The 16,080-nt window shown below is 65.9% G+C and carries 16 protein-coding genes; 7 read left to right on the top strand and 9 right to left on the bottom strand.

From position 1 onward, the window contains the following. Positions 1–2: 2 nt before the first annotated feature. Positions 3–734: a precorrin-4 C(11)-methyltransferase gene (cobM, locus tag M3A49_RS13560; protein ID WP_266229102.1), complete on the top strand. Its 732-nt coding sequence runs from the start codon at positions 3–5 to the stop codon at positions 732–734. A gap of 2 nt (positions 735–736) precedes the next feature. Here cobM and M3A49_RS13555 read toward each other — a convergent pair whose 3' ends face one another. Continuing rightward, positions 737–1,183: a MarR family winged helix-turn-helix transcriptional regulator gene (locus tag M3A49_RS13555; RefSeq protein WP_266229101.1), complete on the bottom strand. Its 447-nt coding sequence runs from the start codon at positions 1,181–1,183 to the stop codon at positions 737–739. Positions 1,184–1,288: 105 nt separating this feature from the next. Here M3A49_RS13555 and M3A49_RS13550 point away from each other — a divergent pair, with 105 nt between their 5' ends. Together M3A49_RS13550 and M3A49_RS13545 are read left to right on the top strand one after the other, a co-directional pair. Continuing rightward, positions 1,289–1,654, top strand: coding sequence for a hypothetical protein (locus M3A49_RS13550; protein WP_028205549.1), 366 nt, complete (start codon positions 1,289–1,291; stop codon positions 1,652–1,654). Between the two features lie 13 nt (positions 1,655–1,667). After that, a complete protein-coding gene (locus M3A49_RS13545) occupies positions 1,668–2,285 on the top strand; it encodes a glutathione S-transferase family protein (protein WP_266229100.1) in 618 nt (205 codons plus the stop codon). Between the two features lie 61 nt (positions 2,286–2,346). Here the strand turns inward: M3A49_RS13545 and M3A49_RS13540 are convergent, their stop codons facing one another. Together M3A49_RS13540 and M3A49_RS13535 are read right to left on the bottom strand one after the other, a co-directional pair. After that, complete coding sequence (locus tag M3A49_RS13540; RefSeq protein ID WP_028205547.1) at positions 2,347–3,822, bottom strand: sodium:solute symporter family protein; 1,476 nt, start codon at positions 3,820–3,822, stop codon at positions 2,347–2,349. Beyond that, positions 3,819–4,034 carry a DUF3311 domain-containing protein gene (locus M3A49_RS13535; protein ID WP_028205546.1) on the bottom strand — a complete coding sequence of 72 codons (216 nt, stop codon included), beginning with the start codon at positions 4,032–4,034 and terminating at the stop codon, positions 3,819–3,821. Before M3A49_RS13535 ends, M3A49_RS13540 begins: the two co-directional genes overlap by 4 nt. Positions 4,035–4,280: 246 nt before the next feature. On the opposite strand from M3A49_RS13535, the gene M3A49_RS13530 reads away from it, so the two are divergent. Together M3A49_RS13530 and M3A49_RS13525 are read left to right on the top strand one after the other, a co-directional pair. After that, on the top strand, positions 4,281–4,958 hold the full coding sequence (locus M3A49_RS13530; RefSeq protein WP_266229099.1) for a MarC family protein: 678 nt from the start codon (positions 4,281–4,283) through the stop codon (positions 4,956–4,958). 55 nt (positions 4,959–5,013) lie between these two features. Beyond that, positions 5,014–5,847, top strand: a complete 834-nt coding sequence (locus M3A49_RS13525; protein ID WP_028205544.1) for a class II glutamine amidotransferase — start codon at positions 5,014–5,016, stop codon at positions 5,845–5,847. Positions 5,848–5,864: 17 nt separating this feature from the next. Here the strand turns inward: M3A49_RS13525 and M3A49_RS13520 are convergent, their stop codons facing one another. The 4 genes from M3A49_RS13520 to treF all read right to left on the bottom strand — a co-directional run bounded on the left by M3A49_RS13520 (position 5,865) and on the right by treF (position 11,703). Beyond that, on the bottom strand, positions 5,865–7,853 hold the full coding sequence (locus tag M3A49_RS13520) for a PAS domain S-box protein (RefSeq protein WP_416338955.1): 1,989 nt from the start codon (positions 7,851–7,853) through the stop codon (positions 5,865–5,867). Between the two features lie 71 nt (positions 7,854–7,924). Further along, complete coding sequence (locus tag M3A49_RS13515) at positions 7,925–8,884, bottom strand: glycosyltransferase family 2 protein (protein WP_254355550.1); 960 nt, start codon at positions 8,882–8,884, stop codon at positions 7,925–7,927. Between the two features lie 208 nt (positions 8,885–9,092). Further along, a complete protein-coding gene (locus M3A49_RS13510) occupies positions 9,093–9,776 on the bottom strand; it encodes an HAD family hydrolase (protein WP_254355551.1) in 684 nt (227 codons plus the stop codon). A gap of 79 nt (positions 9,777–9,855) precedes the next feature. Continuing rightward, positions 9,856–11,703 (bottom strand): alpha,alpha-trehalase TreF, encoded by a 1,848-nt coding sequence (gene treF, locus M3A49_RS13505; RefSeq protein ID WP_266229097.1) that lies wholly within the window; start codon positions 11,701–11,703, stop codon positions 9,856–9,858. Here treF and M3A49_RS13500 point away from each other — a divergent pair. Further along, on the top strand, positions 11,702–11,884 hold the full coding sequence (locus M3A49_RS13500) for a hypothetical protein (RefSeq protein WP_266229096.1): 183 nt from the start codon (positions 11,702–11,704) through the stop codon (positions 11,882–11,884). The two genes, treF and M3A49_RS13500, sit on opposite strands and share 2 nt — an antisense overlap. 55 nt (positions 11,885–11,939) lie before the next feature. After that, positions 11,940–13,112, top strand: a complete 1,173-nt coding sequence (locus tag M3A49_RS13495; RefSeq protein ID WP_266229095.1) for a 4-hydroxybenzoate 3-monooxygenase — start codon at positions 11,940–11,942, stop codon at positions 13,110–13,112. 98 nt (positions 13,113–13,210) lie between these two features. Here the strand turns inward: M3A49_RS13495 and M3A49_RS13490 are convergent, their stop codons facing one another. Together M3A49_RS13490 and M3A49_RS13485 are read right to left on the bottom strand one after the other, a co-directional pair. After that, positions 13,211–14,263, bottom strand: a complete 1,053-nt coding sequence (locus M3A49_RS13490; RefSeq protein WP_254355553.1) for an Ldh family oxidoreductase — start codon at positions 14,261–14,263, stop codon at positions 13,211–13,213. A 41-nt stretch (positions 14,264–14,304) separates the two neighbouring features. Beyond that, entirely contained in the window at positions 14,305–15,801 is a 1,497-nt protein-coding gene (locus M3A49_RS13485; protein WP_266229094.1) for a DASS family sodium-coupled anion symporter, read from the bottom strand. Positions 15,802–16,080: the final 279 nt, after the last annotated feature.

Genomic DNA, 16,080 nt, shown 5'->3' with positions numbered 1-16,080 from the left:
GCATGACCGTTTTCTTTATCGGCGCGGGTCCGGGCGATCCTGAACTGATCACCGTGAAGGGCCAGCGCCTCGTGCGCAGCTGCCCCGTCATTCTCTACGCGGGCTCGCTCGTGCCGCCCGCCGTGCTGGAAGGCCACCGCGCGCACAAGGTGGTGGACACGGCGCCGCTCACGCTCGACGAGATCGTCGCGTTGCTCGAAAGCGCGCATGCCCAGGGCTTCGACGTGGCGCGCGTGCATTCGGGCGACCCGTCCCTCTTTGGCGCAATCGGCGAGCAGATCCGGCGGCTGCGTCTACTTGGTATTCCTTATGAAGTCGTGCCCGGCGTGACCGCGACCGCTGCGTGCGCGGCGGCGCTCGGCAGCGAACTCACGCTGCCCGGCATTTCGCAGACGCTCATCCTTACGCGCTACGCCACGAAAACGTCGATGCCCGAAGGCGAGCAGCTAGCCGACCTCGCGCGTCACAAAGCGACGCTCGCGATTCACCTGGGCGTGCGCCATATCGCGCGCATCGTCGAGGAATTGCGGCCGCACTATGGCGAGGATTGCCCGGTCGCGGTGATCTATCGCGTGAGCTGGCCCGACGAGGAACGCGTAACGGGCACGCTCGCGGATATCGCGCAGAAGGTGGTGGCTACGGATATCGAGCGTACGGCGCTGATTCTCGTGGGGCGCGTGCTCGCGGCGGAGGGATTTGCGGATTCGACGCTGTATGGGGCGCAGAAGCGCTAGGGCTACGAAAGCGCGCGCAAGTGCGCCCGCAGCTTGTCCACCTCGCCATCGGCAAACTCCTTTTCGATTTCCTCATGCGTTTGCTGCCATAGCGGAAACGCCGCGTTGAGCAGCCGATGCCCCTCGTCGGAGAGGCTCAGCAAACGGCTGCGCTTGTCTTCCGGGTCCTGCTCGATCACGACGAGGCCGCGCCGCTCCAGTGGCTTGAGCGCGGCCGTGAGCGTGGTGCGGTCCATGGCCAGCAGCGACGCCACGTCTTTCATGCCGGGCGGATGCGGACGATTCAGCGACATCAGCAGCGAAAATTGCCCGTTCGTGAGATCGAGCGGACGCAGCACGTCGTCGAAAATGCGCGCGAGATTGCGTGCCGCGCGCTGCATATGCAGACACAGGCAGCAATCGCGCACCAATAGCGTGGTTTCGAAGGGAAGTTTCTTTGCACGTGCCATGGTTGCAATTATGTTGATATCAACCTATGCTGTCAAGGCCGGATGGGCGACATGCCGTTGTTCCCGTTTTTCAGACCAGCAACCAGACCAGCAGTTGGAGGACACATGAGCGATCAGAAACTGTTTCTCGCTGTTTTTCTCGGTACCAAAGACAACGCACGCATGAAGGGTTGGGCGGCGCTTTCCGAAGCGGATCGACACGCAAAGGAGAAGGAGGGCATTGCGGCCTGGCACGCGTGGGTCGAAAAGCACAAGGCGTCGATCGTCGATATGGGCGGGCCGCTCGGCAAGACCAAGTCGATTGGCGAGCATGGCATCGCGGATACGTCTAACGCGCTAACGGGCTATACCGTGCTGCGTGCCGCATCGCACGAAGAGGCCGCGAAGCTGTTCGAAGGGCACCCGCATTTTTCGATTTTCCCGGGCGAGGGCGTCGAACTGATGCCGGTTCTGCCGATTCCCGGTGTCTGAACGGAGGCGCGTCATGAAACTGTACGGTTTTGCCGGCACCCGTTCGCAACGCGCGCTATGGGGCCTCAAGGAAGTCGACGCCGATTTCGAATTCATCTCGGTCAATCTGCTCGAAGGCGAGCACAGGCGGCCCGAATACCTGCGCATCAATCCCGCGGGCAAGGTGCCCGTGCTGATCGACGGCGACCGCGTGATTCCCGAGTCGGCTGCCATCGTGCTGTATCTCGCGGATAAATATCCGGAGAAAGCGCTATTGCCCGCGGATCTCGACGAACGCGCGCAGGCGTATCGCTGGACCCTGTTCGCGGTCACCGAGCTGGAACAGCCGCTTTGGAGAATCACACGGCATTCGTTCCTTTATCCGCCGGAAAAGCGCAGTCCGGCCGATATCGAACTCGCGCGGGAGGACTTCAGGGCCATGGCCGCGGTGCTCGAGAAGCACCTCGAAGGACGCGAGTTCATCGTCGGCAACAAGCTTTCGGTCGCCGACTGCGTGACGGTTTATCTGATGGACTGGGCCAACGAAGTGCAACTGCTCGACGGCTTCCCGGGCTTGCAGGCGTATCTCGAACGCCTCTACGCGCGTCCCGAGGCGCCGCAGCGCATTGCCGAAGCGCGCAAGGCTGCATAAATAGAAAACGGCCCAACCGGAACCTGCCGATTGGGCCGCCTCGCTGCCGCGTTACGCAATATCAATGCGCCCGCGCATGCTCATGATCCACATGCGTGCGCGGCTGCGTCACCGTGCTCACCACCGCAAGCACGATCACGTTCACGAACAGCGCAAGGAAGCCGATGTTGACGTCCTTGATGGCGTCCGGTGCGAACGGAAGCAGTTGCGCGACGCTCAGGTGCGTCATCGTCGTGACGATGACGACCAGCACGCCCGCCACGATGCCGCAAAACGCGCCTTGCTTCGTCACGCGGTTGCGCGCGGAAAGGCTGCACACCAGTGCCGGGAACAACTGCGTGACGAAGTTATAGCCCATCAGCAGCAGCGCGACGATGGTTTCGCCGCCCCGGAGCGTGAAGCCCACGGCCACGAGCGCGATCACCGGCACGAACAGGCGTGCGAGCTTCGCGACGCGCGCGTCGTCGGCGTTCTTCACGAGGCCGCCGCGGTAGACGTCATTGGCAAGCAGCGTGGATGCCGTCGTGAGGATCATCGAACCCGGCACGAGCGCGGTGAGCACGCCGGCCGCGCCGATCACGCCCACGAACCACGGATCGAACGTTTGCAGCGCGAGGCGAAAGAGCGAGAGGTCGATGTCGCCGCCCTTGAGTCCCGGCACCTTGAGCACCGCCGCGAAACCGCAGAAAAACACGAACAGCAGAATGAGCTGGTAGAGCGGCAGGATCATCGCGTTGCGGCGGAAAATACGCTCGTTCTTCGCGGTATACACCGACATGAACGTGTGCGGCCACATGAAGAAGCCCAGCGCCGTGAGGAGCACGGTGGACTGGAACCACGTTACGCTCTGGCCGCGTGCCGGGAAGGTGAGGAAGCCGGGCTTGGCCGCGTCGATGGCGCGGAACATCTCGCTCAGGCTGCCATAGTGGTGAATCGGCAGGTAGATGCCGAGGAACACGGCGATGGCGAGAATCATCGTGTCTTTCACAACCGAGTTCCATGCGCAGCCGCGCACGCCCGAAGCGATCACGTAGACCGTCACCACGATCGCCCCGATCCAGATCGCCGCCGTTGACGAAACCGCGCCATACGAGGCCGTCGTCACGATGATGCCGAGGCCCTTCAATTGCAGCACGAGATAGGGCACGAGCGCGAGCACGCCCACACACGCCACGAGCACGCCGAGCGCGGGGCTCTGATACTTGCGCGCGAAGAAGTGCGGCTGCGAGACGAGCCGGTGCTGCTTGGCGAAGCGCCATACGGGCGGCAGCATCCAGTATGAGAGGATGTATGCAAGTGTGCCGTAGGCAAGAATGTAGTAGACGGGCGCGCCCTTGCCGTAGGCGAAGCCGCTGCCGCCCAGAAACGTGAAGGTCGTGTAGATTTCGCCCGCCATCAGCAGGAACACGAACGCGGTGCCGAAGCTGCGTCCGCCCACCGACCACTGCTCGAGACTCATGTCGTGTCCCCGGCGGGCGCGCACGCCGAGGAAGAGCGCGACGAGGGTCATCGCCGCGATGATGATGAGGGCGCTCATGATCGCACCTCCGCATCCGCTTCGCCCGAAAGCCGGTTGACCGGGTCGAGCCGGTAGACGATGCCCATGATCACCGCGGCCAGCACGACCCACATGACGATCCACGCGAGCACGAGCGGCATGCCGAGCACGAGTGGCTCGGTGCGATTGACGAACGGCACCCCTAACAGGATGCCGATAAAGGGCAGGGCAGCGAGCAACCGCAGTGACATGGCAACTCCTCTTTCATATGAGAAGAAAAGAAACGTCGCGTCGGGGTGCGAGGCAACCCACTCTATGCTTGTGAACGCGCCCCGTAAAGCTGCCAAAAATACTGAAGGGCCCGCTGTAAAAATTGCTGCAACGCGCCATTTTTCAGGGCATCGAGCGACGTCGATCAGGCACGCCTAATGCCGATCCGGCTACACTTCTCGCCAGCCCGGCGCGCTTTTTGCGCATCCCCTTACCGGATCGACTCCATGATCGAGAGCCTGATTTCAGACATCCTGTTCGGTTTCACCGGACTCATCAGCATCATCAATCCCATTGGCGTTGCCTTCGTTTTTCTCGACCGCACCGCGAACCTCACCGACGAAGAGCGGCGCCTGCTGGCCAAGCGCGTGGCGATCAATGCGTTCTTCGTGCTGGTCGCGGCGTTTTTCGTGGGCACGCCCATCCTGCATTTCTTCGGCATTTCCATGGAAGCGTTGCGTATCGGCGGGGGCCTCGCGGTGGCCGTGAGCGGCTGGCAGATGCTCAACGCGCCCGAGCCCGAGCCGACTCCGGCCGATCACCCGGTCAAGCCCATGAGTGCGAGTTCGGCCTCCGGCAAGGCCTTTTTTCCGCTGACCATTCCGCTCACCACCGGCCCCGGCTCCATCGCCACGGCCATCGCGCTGAATGCCAATCGCACGCACAAGCTTTCGGCGTGGCTGCTCTCGAGCTTCGCGTCGATCGTCATCTCCACGCTCGTCATGCTCGTGATCTACTACGTGTATAGCCGCGCCGCGCGGCTGTCGCAGTACCTGGGTGTGGAAGGCACGCGCGTGGCCATGCGCGTGTCGTCGTTTCTGCTCCTGTGCATCGGGGTGCAGATCATACTGACTGGCCTGACCGGCTTTCTCACGCCGATCGCCGACCTGCGCGCCGCAAAGTAGCGGCGCCTGCAAGCGGGCCGGCATACGCAAGCGTCCTTACGCGAAGGAGACCACCATGTGCCGCTGGCTCGCTTATACCGGGAACCCCGTGCAGCTCGAAACCGTGCTGTTTCACGCCCGCCATTCGCTGATCGATCAAAGCCTGCACTCCACCAAAGGCGCGACCACCACGAATGGCGACGGCTTCGGGCTCGGCTGGTATCAGGACCCGCACGACATTCCCTATCGCTACCGCAGCGTGCATCCGGCCTGGAACGACCGCAACCTGCGCGAACTAGCGCGCGCGGTGCGTGCGCCGATGTTCGTCGCGCACATCCGCGCGGCCACGCATACGCCCGTGCAGGAAACGAACTGCCATCCGTTTCGCCACCGGCGCTGGATCTTCGCGCACAACGGGCTGATCCGCAGCTATCCACTGATGCGGCGCGATCTGCTGGTCGCGATCGATCCGGGGCGCTTCAACGCGCTCGAAGGGTCGACGGATTCGGAAACGATGTTCTATCTCGCGATGACGTTCGGCCTCGAAGTCGATCCCGTTCTTGCGCTGGAACGCATGGCGGGTTTTGTCGAGGAAACCGCAAAAAAGCATGGCGTCGAGCCGGCGCTCAATATGACCGTCTGCGCATGCGACGGCGAGCAGATCGTCGCCGCGCGCTATTCGAGCGAGCGCAATTCGCGCTCGCTCTATCACACCACGGCGTTCCGGCATCTGCGCGAACTGTATCCCGACGACCCGCGCATCGTGGCGGCCGGCGACGATGCCTATCTGCTCGTTTCCGAGCCGCTTGGCGATGCGCCCGATGTATGGGCCGAAGTGCCGGAATCGACGGCGATCGTCGTGCGCGGGCCCACGGTCGAGTACCGGCCGTTCGCACCTATCTCACCTTAAGGCGCCTCAAGTCGACGTTACGCGCGGCGGCGCCTTTGCCGTGCCGCCGCGAGTGCGAGCACCTCGTCGAAAAGCGTGACGTCCACGGGCTTCACGAGATGCATTTCGAAGCCCGCTTCGCGCGTGAGTTCGATGTCGGCGGCCTGGCCGAAACCCGTCATCGCGGCAAACAGGGTGTGCCTGAGCGGCGGCAGCGCGCGCAGGGCGCGCAGCGTCGCATAGCCGTCGATCTCGGGCATGGCGATGTCGATGAGCGCGGCGTCGGGCGTGAAGCCGTCCACTTCCTCGCGCGCGTGGGCGGCGCTGTAGGCCACGCGCACGTCGTGCCCTTTGAGTTCGAGCAGCGTGGCGAGGCTGTCGGCCGAATCGCGGTTGTCGTCGACTACGAGCACGCGCAGCGGCGGCACGCCGGCTTCGGCCAGCGCGGCCAGCTCGGCCGTGTCCGGCATGAGCGGCGGCGGCTGCACGGCATGCGCGGTCTCGCGCACGAGCGGCAGGCGGATCGTGAACGTGCTGCCTTTGCCGGGCCCGGCGCTCCTGGCCGAGATGGTGCCGCCATGCAGCTCGACGAGCGAGCGGCACAGCATGAGGCCGATGCCGAGCCCGTTTTCCGCGGGCCCGGGCGCCGAGCGGTCCTGGCTGAAGAGGCCGAAGATCGACTCGTGCGTGCCGGGCCGCAGGCCGCGGCCTTCGTCGTGCACCTGGATCTGTACGGCGCGCGCGGCGGAACGCACGTCCACGACGATATGGCTGCCGTCGGGCGAGAACTTCGAGGCGTTGTGCAGCAGGTTCTGCAGCACCTGCACGAGCCGCGTGTGGTCGCCCGTCATGGTGAGCGTCTTGTCGGGCATCTGCACGTCCACGTGCTGGCCGCGCGCCGAGGTGAAGGGCTGCGCCGCGTCGATGGCGTGCGCGACCACTTCGTGCAGGTCGAGCGGCGCCTCGCGCAACTCGATCTTGCCCGACGTGATGCGCCCGACGTCGAGCAGGTCGTCCACGAGCCGCGTGAGGTGCACGATCTGCCGGTCGATCGTGTCGCGTGCGCGCTCGATGTCGGGGCTCGGCGCAGCCATGAGGCGCATCGTGGCCACGGCGTTGCGCACCGGCGCGAGCGGGTTGCGCAGTTCGTGCGCGAGCAAGGCGAGGAACTGCTTCATCTGCTCGCTCGAATGCTCGAGTTCGTCGGTGCGGCGGCTTTCGGTCATGTCGCGCGTGACCTTTGCGAAACCTGTGAGCCGGCCGTGGCCGTCGTGCACGGCTGTGATCGTGACGCTGGCCCAGAACATCGAGCCGTCCTTGCGCACGCGCCAGCCCTCGGTCACGACCCGGCCCAACTCCTTCGCGCGGCGCAGCTCGCGTTCGGGCTGGCCAGCGGCGACCTCGTCGGGCGGATAGAACACGGAAAAATGCTGGCCGACGATCTCGGCCGGGCGGTAGCCCTTCAGGTTGGTCGCGCCGGCGTTCCAGCTCACCACGTGGCCCTGCGGATCGAGCATGAACATCGCGTAGTCGCTCACGCTTTCCACGAGCAGGCGAAAGCGCTCCTCGGAAAGGCGCAGCGCCTCGACCTGGCGGCGTTCGGCGGTGAGGTCGCGCGTGACCTTGGCGAAGCCGGAGAGCGAGCCGTCGCGCTCGCGCAGCGCGGTGATGACGACGTTGGCCCAGAACATCGAGCCATCCTTGCGCACGCGCCAGCCTTCGTCGTTGAAGCGTCCGTGCAGCGCGGCCTGCTCCAGCTCGTGATCGGGCCAGCGGCGCGCATTCGCTTCGTCGGTGTAAAAGCGCGAGAAATGCTGGCCGATGATCTCGTGCGCTTCATAGCCCTTGATGCGGGCCGCGCCGCGATTCCAGCTCACGATGTAGCCGCGCGTATCGAGCAGGAAGATCGCGTAGTCCTCGATCGGCTCCACGAGCGCCTCGAAGCGGCGTTCGTGGTGGCTTTCGGCGGCGGCGTTGTGCGGGGCGATGCCGGAGTCGGGCGTCGTCATGGTCCTCGGGTCTGTCATACGGCCTGTTCACAAGTTTGACAGGCTCTGGCCTCTTGAATGGACGGCCCGCGTACAGCGGGCGCCGCAGCTTACCACGCGCGCTGCCCTGAGCGGTCGTACTTTTCGGCCATTGCCGGAATGCCCGCGCGCACGTGGCGTTCCGCGCGGCGGACCTGGCGGGTGAGCAGCACGACGTGGGGCGGCACCACGCGGCGTGCGCGCAACGTCCAGAACGCGCCGCGCAGCAGCGCCACGCCCGCGGGCCCGAGCGAGCGCTGGCGTGCGAACACGGCGAGCGCACGGCCGGTCGCCGCGAACGCATCGCGCGCGGGCAGGCGCATCCATGCCACCCAGGCGGTGTTGCGCGCGAGCGCGCATTGCTGCGCGCGCGTGAACCAGCGGTAAAGCGGTTCGCGATGTGCGAGCGCCTGCTCGCAATAGACGATCTCATGGCCGGCCGACAGCATGTCGAGCGCGGCAAGCTCCTCGGCGCCGCCGTGTGACAGCCGCTCCTCGTAGCCGCCGAGTGCGCGGAACACGGCCGCGCGGAAAATGCACGCGCCCGCCATGAAGTTCGCGAGCGCCGGGCCGGCGTCGCCTTCCGCGCCCGGCGACGTGGCGGCGAGCATCAGGCAGGCGGGGTGAATTTCGCGCTCGTCGCCGCTTACCACGCGCGCATTGAGCACGGCGACTTGCGCATGGGCGTCTAGCAGCTGCGCCGCGCGCGCGAGCGCGCCGGGTGCGAACCAGGTGCTGTCGTCGCAGCACGCGACGTAGTCGGTGCGCGCGAGCAGCACGGCGCGATTGAAGCCGGCCATGCCGTGGTCGCCCAGCGACTGGACGATGCGCACTTGCGGAAAGAGCGACGCCAGCAGGGAGACGGTGGAATCGGTGGAGCCGTTGTCGGCCACGATGAGGTCGGGGTGCTCGGGAAGGGCGGTGAGGCGCGCGACGGTATCGATGGTTTGACGTACGTGATTGCGCGTGAGGACGACCACCGTCACGCGCGGCGCGCTGGGAGTTCCGGGGGCAGGGGCGGAGTCGTTCATCGCAGCAGGCGGCGGGAGCCGGCCGGTGAGTTGTCGAATTGACCTATGTCAGCATACGCCGATGGCGCGCGACATGCAGTACATGACGTGCGCCAGAGGCGGGGCGGCGCAGCGGCGGTGCTGCACTGCACATTCGAGAGCTGCGCAATTTTCGCGCCGCATGCGGGCGGTGCGCGCGATCAGTTCGATTAGCCGCCCAACCAGCCGCTCAGTCGCGCGCGCAGACTTCGTCGAGGTGGCCGAGCAGGTCGGCGGGATCTTCGTACACGCGCAGCGCGCCCGCACGCTCCAGTTCCTCGGTGCCGTAGCCGCCCGACTGCAGGCCAATGCCGAGCGCGCGGCAGCGCTGGGCCGCGAGCATGTCCCAGACGCTGTCGCCCACCACGAGGCAGCGCTCGATCGGCACGCTCAGCCGCAGCGCCGCGGCGACGAAGAGATCCGGATCGGGCTTGGCGTGGCGCACTTCGTCGCGCGTGACCACGGTCGTGACGGACGGGTCCACGCCGAGCGCCTGCAAGTTCACGGACGCCGTGGCGAGCCGCCCGCTCGTGGCGATCGCCCAGGGCACCTGCGCGGCGCTCAGGGCGTCGAGCAGCGCGCGAGCGCCGGGCAGCGGCCGCACCTTGTCGGCGTGGCGGCGATAGGCGTCAGCGTGTAGTTTTTGCAAGCGTGCGATACGCTCGGGCGCGATCGTCTCGTGGGCCTCGTGCGTCTCGCGCAGCAACTGGTTCATGAAAAGCCCGCCGCTCATCCCGATGCGCCGATGAATGCGCCACACCGAAAGCTCGATGCCGTCCGCGTCGAGCGCTTCCTTCCATGCGAGCACGTGCTGATACACGCTGTCGACGAGCGTGCCGTCGAGGTCGAACAAAAAGGCCGTTTCGTTGCGCATGGGTGGCTCCTGTTGCAACACGACGATTACGCAGTGGTAGCGCAAAAAGTGTACGCCGCGGCGGGCTAGCGGCGTCGCCTCAGGGCGCGCTGGCAGCAGCCGCGCCGGACGCCGCCGGGGCGCCTTGGGCGGCGCCCGTCTGCGGATACATCTGCAGCAGCACGCGCAGTACGCCATTGGTCCATCCAAAGCCGTCCTGCAGCGGATATTCGCCGCCGCCCGCCGACGAGGCCTTCGTGGCCGACGCGCTCACGTCGTACTTCTCGACGAGCTTGTGCGTGCGGGTGTAGTAGGCGAGATTCGTGGCGATCCAGCGCGTGGCGATTTCCTGCGCCAGGTCCTGCTCGCCGTAGCGGCGCAGCCCCATGACCGCGAGATATTGGAGCGGCGCCCAGCCGTTCGGCTCGTCCCATTGCTGGCCGGTCGCGACCTGGGTGGTGGCGAGGCCGCCGGGGCGCAGCAGTCCGGCGCGCACCGCGGCGGCTACTTCCTGTGCCTGGGCCTTCGTCGCGGCGCCCGCATAGAGCGGGTAGACGGTCGCCGCCGTGAGCCGGTGCGTGAGCGTGCGGTGTGCGAAGTCGTAGTCGCTGTATGCGTGCAATTGCGGATCCCAGAGCACGCGGTCGATGGCGTCGGCGCGTTGTTGCGCGCGCTTCGTCATCAGTTCGGCCTCGCGCGCGTCGCCCTTCAGGCCGTAGGCCTTCGCGAGCGTGCGTTCGAGGATCACCATCAGCGAATTGAGGTCCACCGGCGCGAGCGAGGTCACGTCGATGGTCGAGAGGGTGTGGCCGTCGGCGAGCCAGCGCGAACTGTAGTCCCAGCCCGTTTCCGCGCCCGCGCGCAGGTTGCGCCAGAGGTCGGAGGCATCGCGCTGCGGCGTGGCGCGCGCGGTGAGGATGTCTTCGCGGTACGACTCGTCGCGCGGGCGGTTGCGCGCGTCCCAGTAGCGGTTGAGCAGCGTGCCGTCGGGCAGGCGCACGAGGTGGCGCGCGGCGTGGCCGGGCTTGAGCGTCTGCGCGCCGGCCATCCAGTAGTCGTATTCCTTGCGCAATTGCGGCAGGTAGTGGAGGTACACGGCGTCGCCGTCTTTCTCCGCGACGAGGCTCACCATCTGCGCGAAAAACGGCGGCTGCGAGCGGCTCAGGTAGTACGTGCGATTGCCGTTCGCGATATGGCCGTAGCGGTCGATCAGCGCGGCGAAGTTGTTCAGCTCGTCGAGCGCGAGTTCGTGGCGGCCGCTGGCTTCCAGGCCGAGCATGATGAAGTACGAATCCCAGTAGTAGATTTCGTTGAAGCGCCCGCCCGGCACGACGTACGCGTACGGCAGCGGCAGCAGCGACGAATACGGATCCGGCTTCGCGTCGGGGCGGCGGCTCAGCACGTTCCAGAGTGTGTCGATGTGGCCGACGACATCCTGGTTCGGATCGGAAACGTAGTGGTTTTCAGTTTGCGCCGGGGCCGTGAAGTACTGGTTCACGAACTGCGTGAGCGCGGCCTTGCGCGCGGCGTTGTCGTGCAACCCCGCGTGCTGCTGGCGCCAGCGCTCGTAGGCCGCCGTGATCTGGCTCGGGCGCTCGTTGGGCAGCATGTCGGCAAACGTCTTGCTGTCGGGGAAGATCTGCGCGAGCTGCACGTCGTGATAGAGGCGGCCGTAGAGGTCGGCGGGCGTGGCGGGCTGGCTCTCTTTTGCCGCGTCATGCTGCGCTGGCGAGCGAACCGGCTTTGCCGATCGCGCGGACGTTTGTAATTCCTGCGCGTTGGCCGGCGCGCTCGCGGAGGCCGCGGCGTCGGCCTGGGCGTCAGCGGCATGGGCGGTTTGCGCGAGCGGCCAGGTGAGGCACAACGCAGCGGCGAGCGTGGCGGCAAACGGGATGGAGCGGGATTTCGTGGCGGATGCGGGCGTGCGGGAGCGGAACGGAAAAGACATGGCCTTGATGTTTTTGATGGGCGACGAGCGCGCCTGCGCGCGAACGTGGGGCGCAGGCGAAGCGTGCCAAAGAGCAATTTCCGTTCCGCACGACGGGCTGGCGAGACGGCTGGCGCCTGCGGCATTATTCGAAATCGGGATAGTCCATATTCTCCATATCGCGTTGCGCGATAACAGGTGAAGCGGCGAAACTTGCGAAAAATCAATTCAAGCAACGCCGCATCAGGAGACATCTCATGCGCACTCAGGTTGGTATCATCGGCGCCGGGCCCGCGGGCCTGCTTCTTTCCCATCTTCTGCATTTGCGTGGCATCGACTCGGTCGTGCTCGAGCTGCGTGGCCGCGAGCAGATCGAATCGACCATTCGCGCCGGCGTGCTCGAGCAAGGCACGATGGACGTGCTCACCGAAGCGGGCGTCGGCGAGCGCATGAAGGCCGAAGGCGCGCTGCATCACGGCTTCGAACTCGCGTTCGAAGGCAAGCGCCGCCGCATCGATCTCACCGGCCTCACGGGCAAAGCCATTACCGTCTACGCGCAGCACGAAGTGCTCAAAGACCTCGTGGCCGCGCGCGTGGCTGCGGACGGCAAGCTCTTCTTCGACGTCTCGGACACGTCGATTCACGGCGTCGAATCCAGCACGCCGTCGATCCGCTTCACGCACGAAGGCGAGGCGCACGAGCTGCACTGCGACTACGTGATCGGCTGCGACGGTTTTCACGGCGTGTCGCGCGCCTCGATTCCGGCGGCGCTGCGCCAGGACTACGAGCGCGTGTTCCCGTTCGGCTGGTTCGGCATTCTCGTCGAGGCGCCGCCCACGTCCGACGAGCTGATCTACGCGCGGCACGATCGCGGCTTCGCGCTCGTCAGCACGCGCTCGCCGAACGTGCAGCGCATGTATTTCCAGTGCGATCCGAAGGACAACGTCGATCACTGGTCCGACGACCGCATCTGGGCCGAGTTGCACGCGCGCGTCGATTCCCGCGAAGGCCACCAGGTGGTGGAAGGCAAGATCTTCCAGAAGAACATCGTGGGCATGCGCAGCTTCGTCACGACCACGATGCAGCACGGCCGCCTCTTTCTCGCGGGCGACGCGGCGCATATCGTGCCGCCTACCGGCGCGAAGGGCCTCAATCTCGCGGTGGCGGACGTGCGCGTGCTGACCGGGGCGCTGGTGGCGTTCTACAAGGAAGGCCGCACCGATCTGCTCGACGGCTATAGCGAAACGGCGCTGCGCCGCATCTGGCGCGCCGAACACTTCTCGTACTGGATGACGCGCATGATGCACCGCCTCGACGATGCCACGCCGTTCGAGCAGCGCCTGCAGGTCGCCGAGCTGGAGCACGTCACCACGTCGCGCGCCGCCGCGACGGCGATGGCCGAGAACTACGTGGGCGCGGTTGCCGTGTGAGGTAGGCGCAACGAATGAAATGGCCGCGCGGGTCCCGAAGGGCTCGCGCGGCTTTTTTTTGCATGTCCGGCGGCGCGTTGGACCGTTTCAAGCCGGTTTCAAATCGCCGTGAGCGGCGCGATGCCCAGTTCGTTTGTGATATCGGCGAAGGGTTTTCTTACGGAGTCGGGCAGAACGATCGTCTGCATATGCCGTGCGCGATTCTCCGCCTCATATTGGCCCGGATATTGCACCGGCTGCGCCGGATCCTGCGGCGGGCAGCTGAGCAGATAGTCGAGGAACGATTCGACCTCCTGCGAGCGCCACGTCGTGTTGAAATCCACCTGCGGATCGAGCACCAGCGCGAACAGATTGTTGGTCGCGACGCCGTTGCGCGGGTTGTCCGGATGGATCGTGCCGCCGCCCGAGAGCACACCCGCGAGCAGTTCCGCCACAAGCCCGAGCGCATAACCTTTGTGCAGGCCAAACGGCAGCAGCGCGCCGGGCGGGTCGGCGAACAGCACGTTCGGGTCGGTGCTCGGTTGGCCGTTCGCGTCGATCACCGAGCCGTCGGGCGCCGGCAGGCCGTTTTCGGCGAGCACGCGCGCCTTGTTCACGGCAATGGCGCTCGTGGCGATATCCACGACGAAGGGCGGCCGCCCGCCCGGCAGCGGGCCCGCGAAGCACAGCGGGTTGGTCGTGAGTCGAGGCTCGCGTCCGCCGAACGGCGCGACGATCGGCGCGCGGTTCACCACGTTGGTGAACGCGAGCAGCACGTAGCCCTGCGCCGCGACCATTTCGCCGTAGTGGCCCATGCGCCCCAGGTGATGGCTATGGCGCAGCGTCACGATGCACTGGCCATGCTCGTGCGCGCGGGCGATCGCGTCTTCCATCACGACCTTGCCAATGTGCTGGCCAAAGCCACTGTGGCCGTCATAGCCGATCAGGCTGCCGCGGTCGACTACGCGTTCCGCGCGACCATCGGCGGCCACGAAACCCGCGGCAAGCACGCGCTTGTAGTTAGGCAGGATCGACAGGCCGTGGCTCGCGTAGCCCACGCGGTCGGATTCGATCAGGTGATCGGCCACGTCGGCGGCAATGTCTTCAGGCACCGAGACGTTCGTGAGCACGGCCGTGGCGAAGCGGCGTGCGTCGTCGATCTTGACTTCCATGAGCGGCTCCTTGCTAACCGTGCAGCGTTCGGGTGCAGTGTTCAGATCCAGCCCAGCCAGCGCCACCACGTCGCGGCGAACAGCAGCAATAACACGTAGCCGACGATCGTCAGCACGATGCCCACGCGCGCGAACTGCTTCGCCGTAAACGTTTCGGTGGCGAGGCACACCATGTTTTGCGGCGCATTGATCGGCAGGATGAAGCCGAAGCTCACGACGTAGCCGAGCAGCATGGTGAGACCGAGCCGGTTGAAATCGCCCTGCATGGACTGCAGCACCGACACGAGAATCGGCAGCATCGCGGAGGTGAGCGCCGTTGCGCTCGCAAATCCGAGGTGGATGAGGATGAGGAAGGCCGAGAGAATCGCGAAGGCCATGAACGGGGTGGCGGTGTCGAGCCCCGTGTGATGCGCGACGAGGTCGCCGAGCCATTGGCCGGCCTTCGTCGTGAGCAGCGCCGTGCCGAGGCTGATGCCCACGCCGAACACGATCACCGTGCCCCACGGAATGCGGCTTTGCACGGTCTTCCAGTCCATCACACCAAAGCGCGGCAACAGCAGCAGCACGAGCCCAACGTAAGTGACCGAGGTGGTATCGAACGGGTGCAGCTTGCCTTCGGTCGCCCAGAACAGCAGCAGGCCGATGGAAACACCCAGCAGGCGTTTTTGCGGGCCCGTCATGGGGCCGAGTTCGCGCAGCGAGGCTTCGACGGCTTCCTTGCCGCCCGCGATAGCGTCGGCTTCGGGCGGCAGCATCTTCAGCACGATGAAGAGCAGCGCCGCCGACATGACGATCGCCCAGGGCGCACCCGCAATGAGCCAGTCGAGCCACGTGACGCGCGCGCCGAGCATCTTGTCCATGAAGCCCACGGTCAGCAGATTCTGCGCGGCGGCAGTCTGGATGCCGACGTTCCAGATGCTGGTGGCTTGCGCGACCACGATCATGATGCCCGCCGCGATGTTCGAGCGCTTGTCCACGCCGAACGCCGAGATCACGCCCACCATGATCGGCACGACGCAGGCGCTGCGCGCGGTGGCGCTCGGCACCACGAGCGAGAGCACGATGGTCACGGCGACCGCGCCGATCAGGATGCGCCGCGTGGTGGTGCCGATCAGCGAGAGCGTGACGAGCGCAATGCGCCGGTCGAGCCCGGTGACGGTCATCGCCGCGGAGATAAAGAGTGCGCCGGCCACGAGCGCGAGCGCGGAATTCGAGAAGCCCGCGAGCGCCATGCTGATGGCTTTGTTGGTGCCGTAATCGACAGCGGGGTTGTCGATGGTGGGCGCGGTCCCCACGAGAAACGCCATGAGTGAGGTGATGATGATGGCGCTCGCTTCGTACGATACGGCTTCGGTGAGCCACACGACCACGGCGAACGCGAGGATGGCGAGCATGCGCTGGCCGGCGGGCGGGAGGCTATCGGGCAGGGGCAGCAGAAGCACGACGACGAGCGCGATCACGCCCGCGATCAGGCCCACAGGTATGCCCTTTTTCTGCGGCGCGGCGCTCGCGTTGGCGGCTGGCTGGGGTGCGTTCATGGCGAAGACTCCATGTTGGGCATGCATGCGGCATGGCTCGCGTGTCGCTTCTGGCAGGGCGCATACAGCGTCGAAAAGCGGCGGTGTGGCGGCTTGCGAACGAGTCAGCGCATTCGCTTCGCGGATGGTACTGCCATTCGACTGATGAAGCGTTTAGTGTGTACGGCGGGAGCGGGCGAGCGCGAAGGCGGGGGAAGGGCAGCGTGGCAGCATGCTGCGGGTGATGCGGGCAAGTTGATGGTGGAGGCGTCGTTTTAACCGGCAAAACAGCCGGTTAAA

Origin of the sequence: Paraburkholderia sp. CNPSo 3076 (assembly GCF_026343935.1) — a bacterium.
In the GTDB taxonomy this organism is placed as follows: Bacteria; Pseudomonadota; Gammaproteobacteria; order Burkholderiales; family Burkholderiaceae; genus Paraburkholderia; species Paraburkholderia nodosa.
This window is presented reverse-complemented; position numbering and strand designations above follow the sequence as displayed.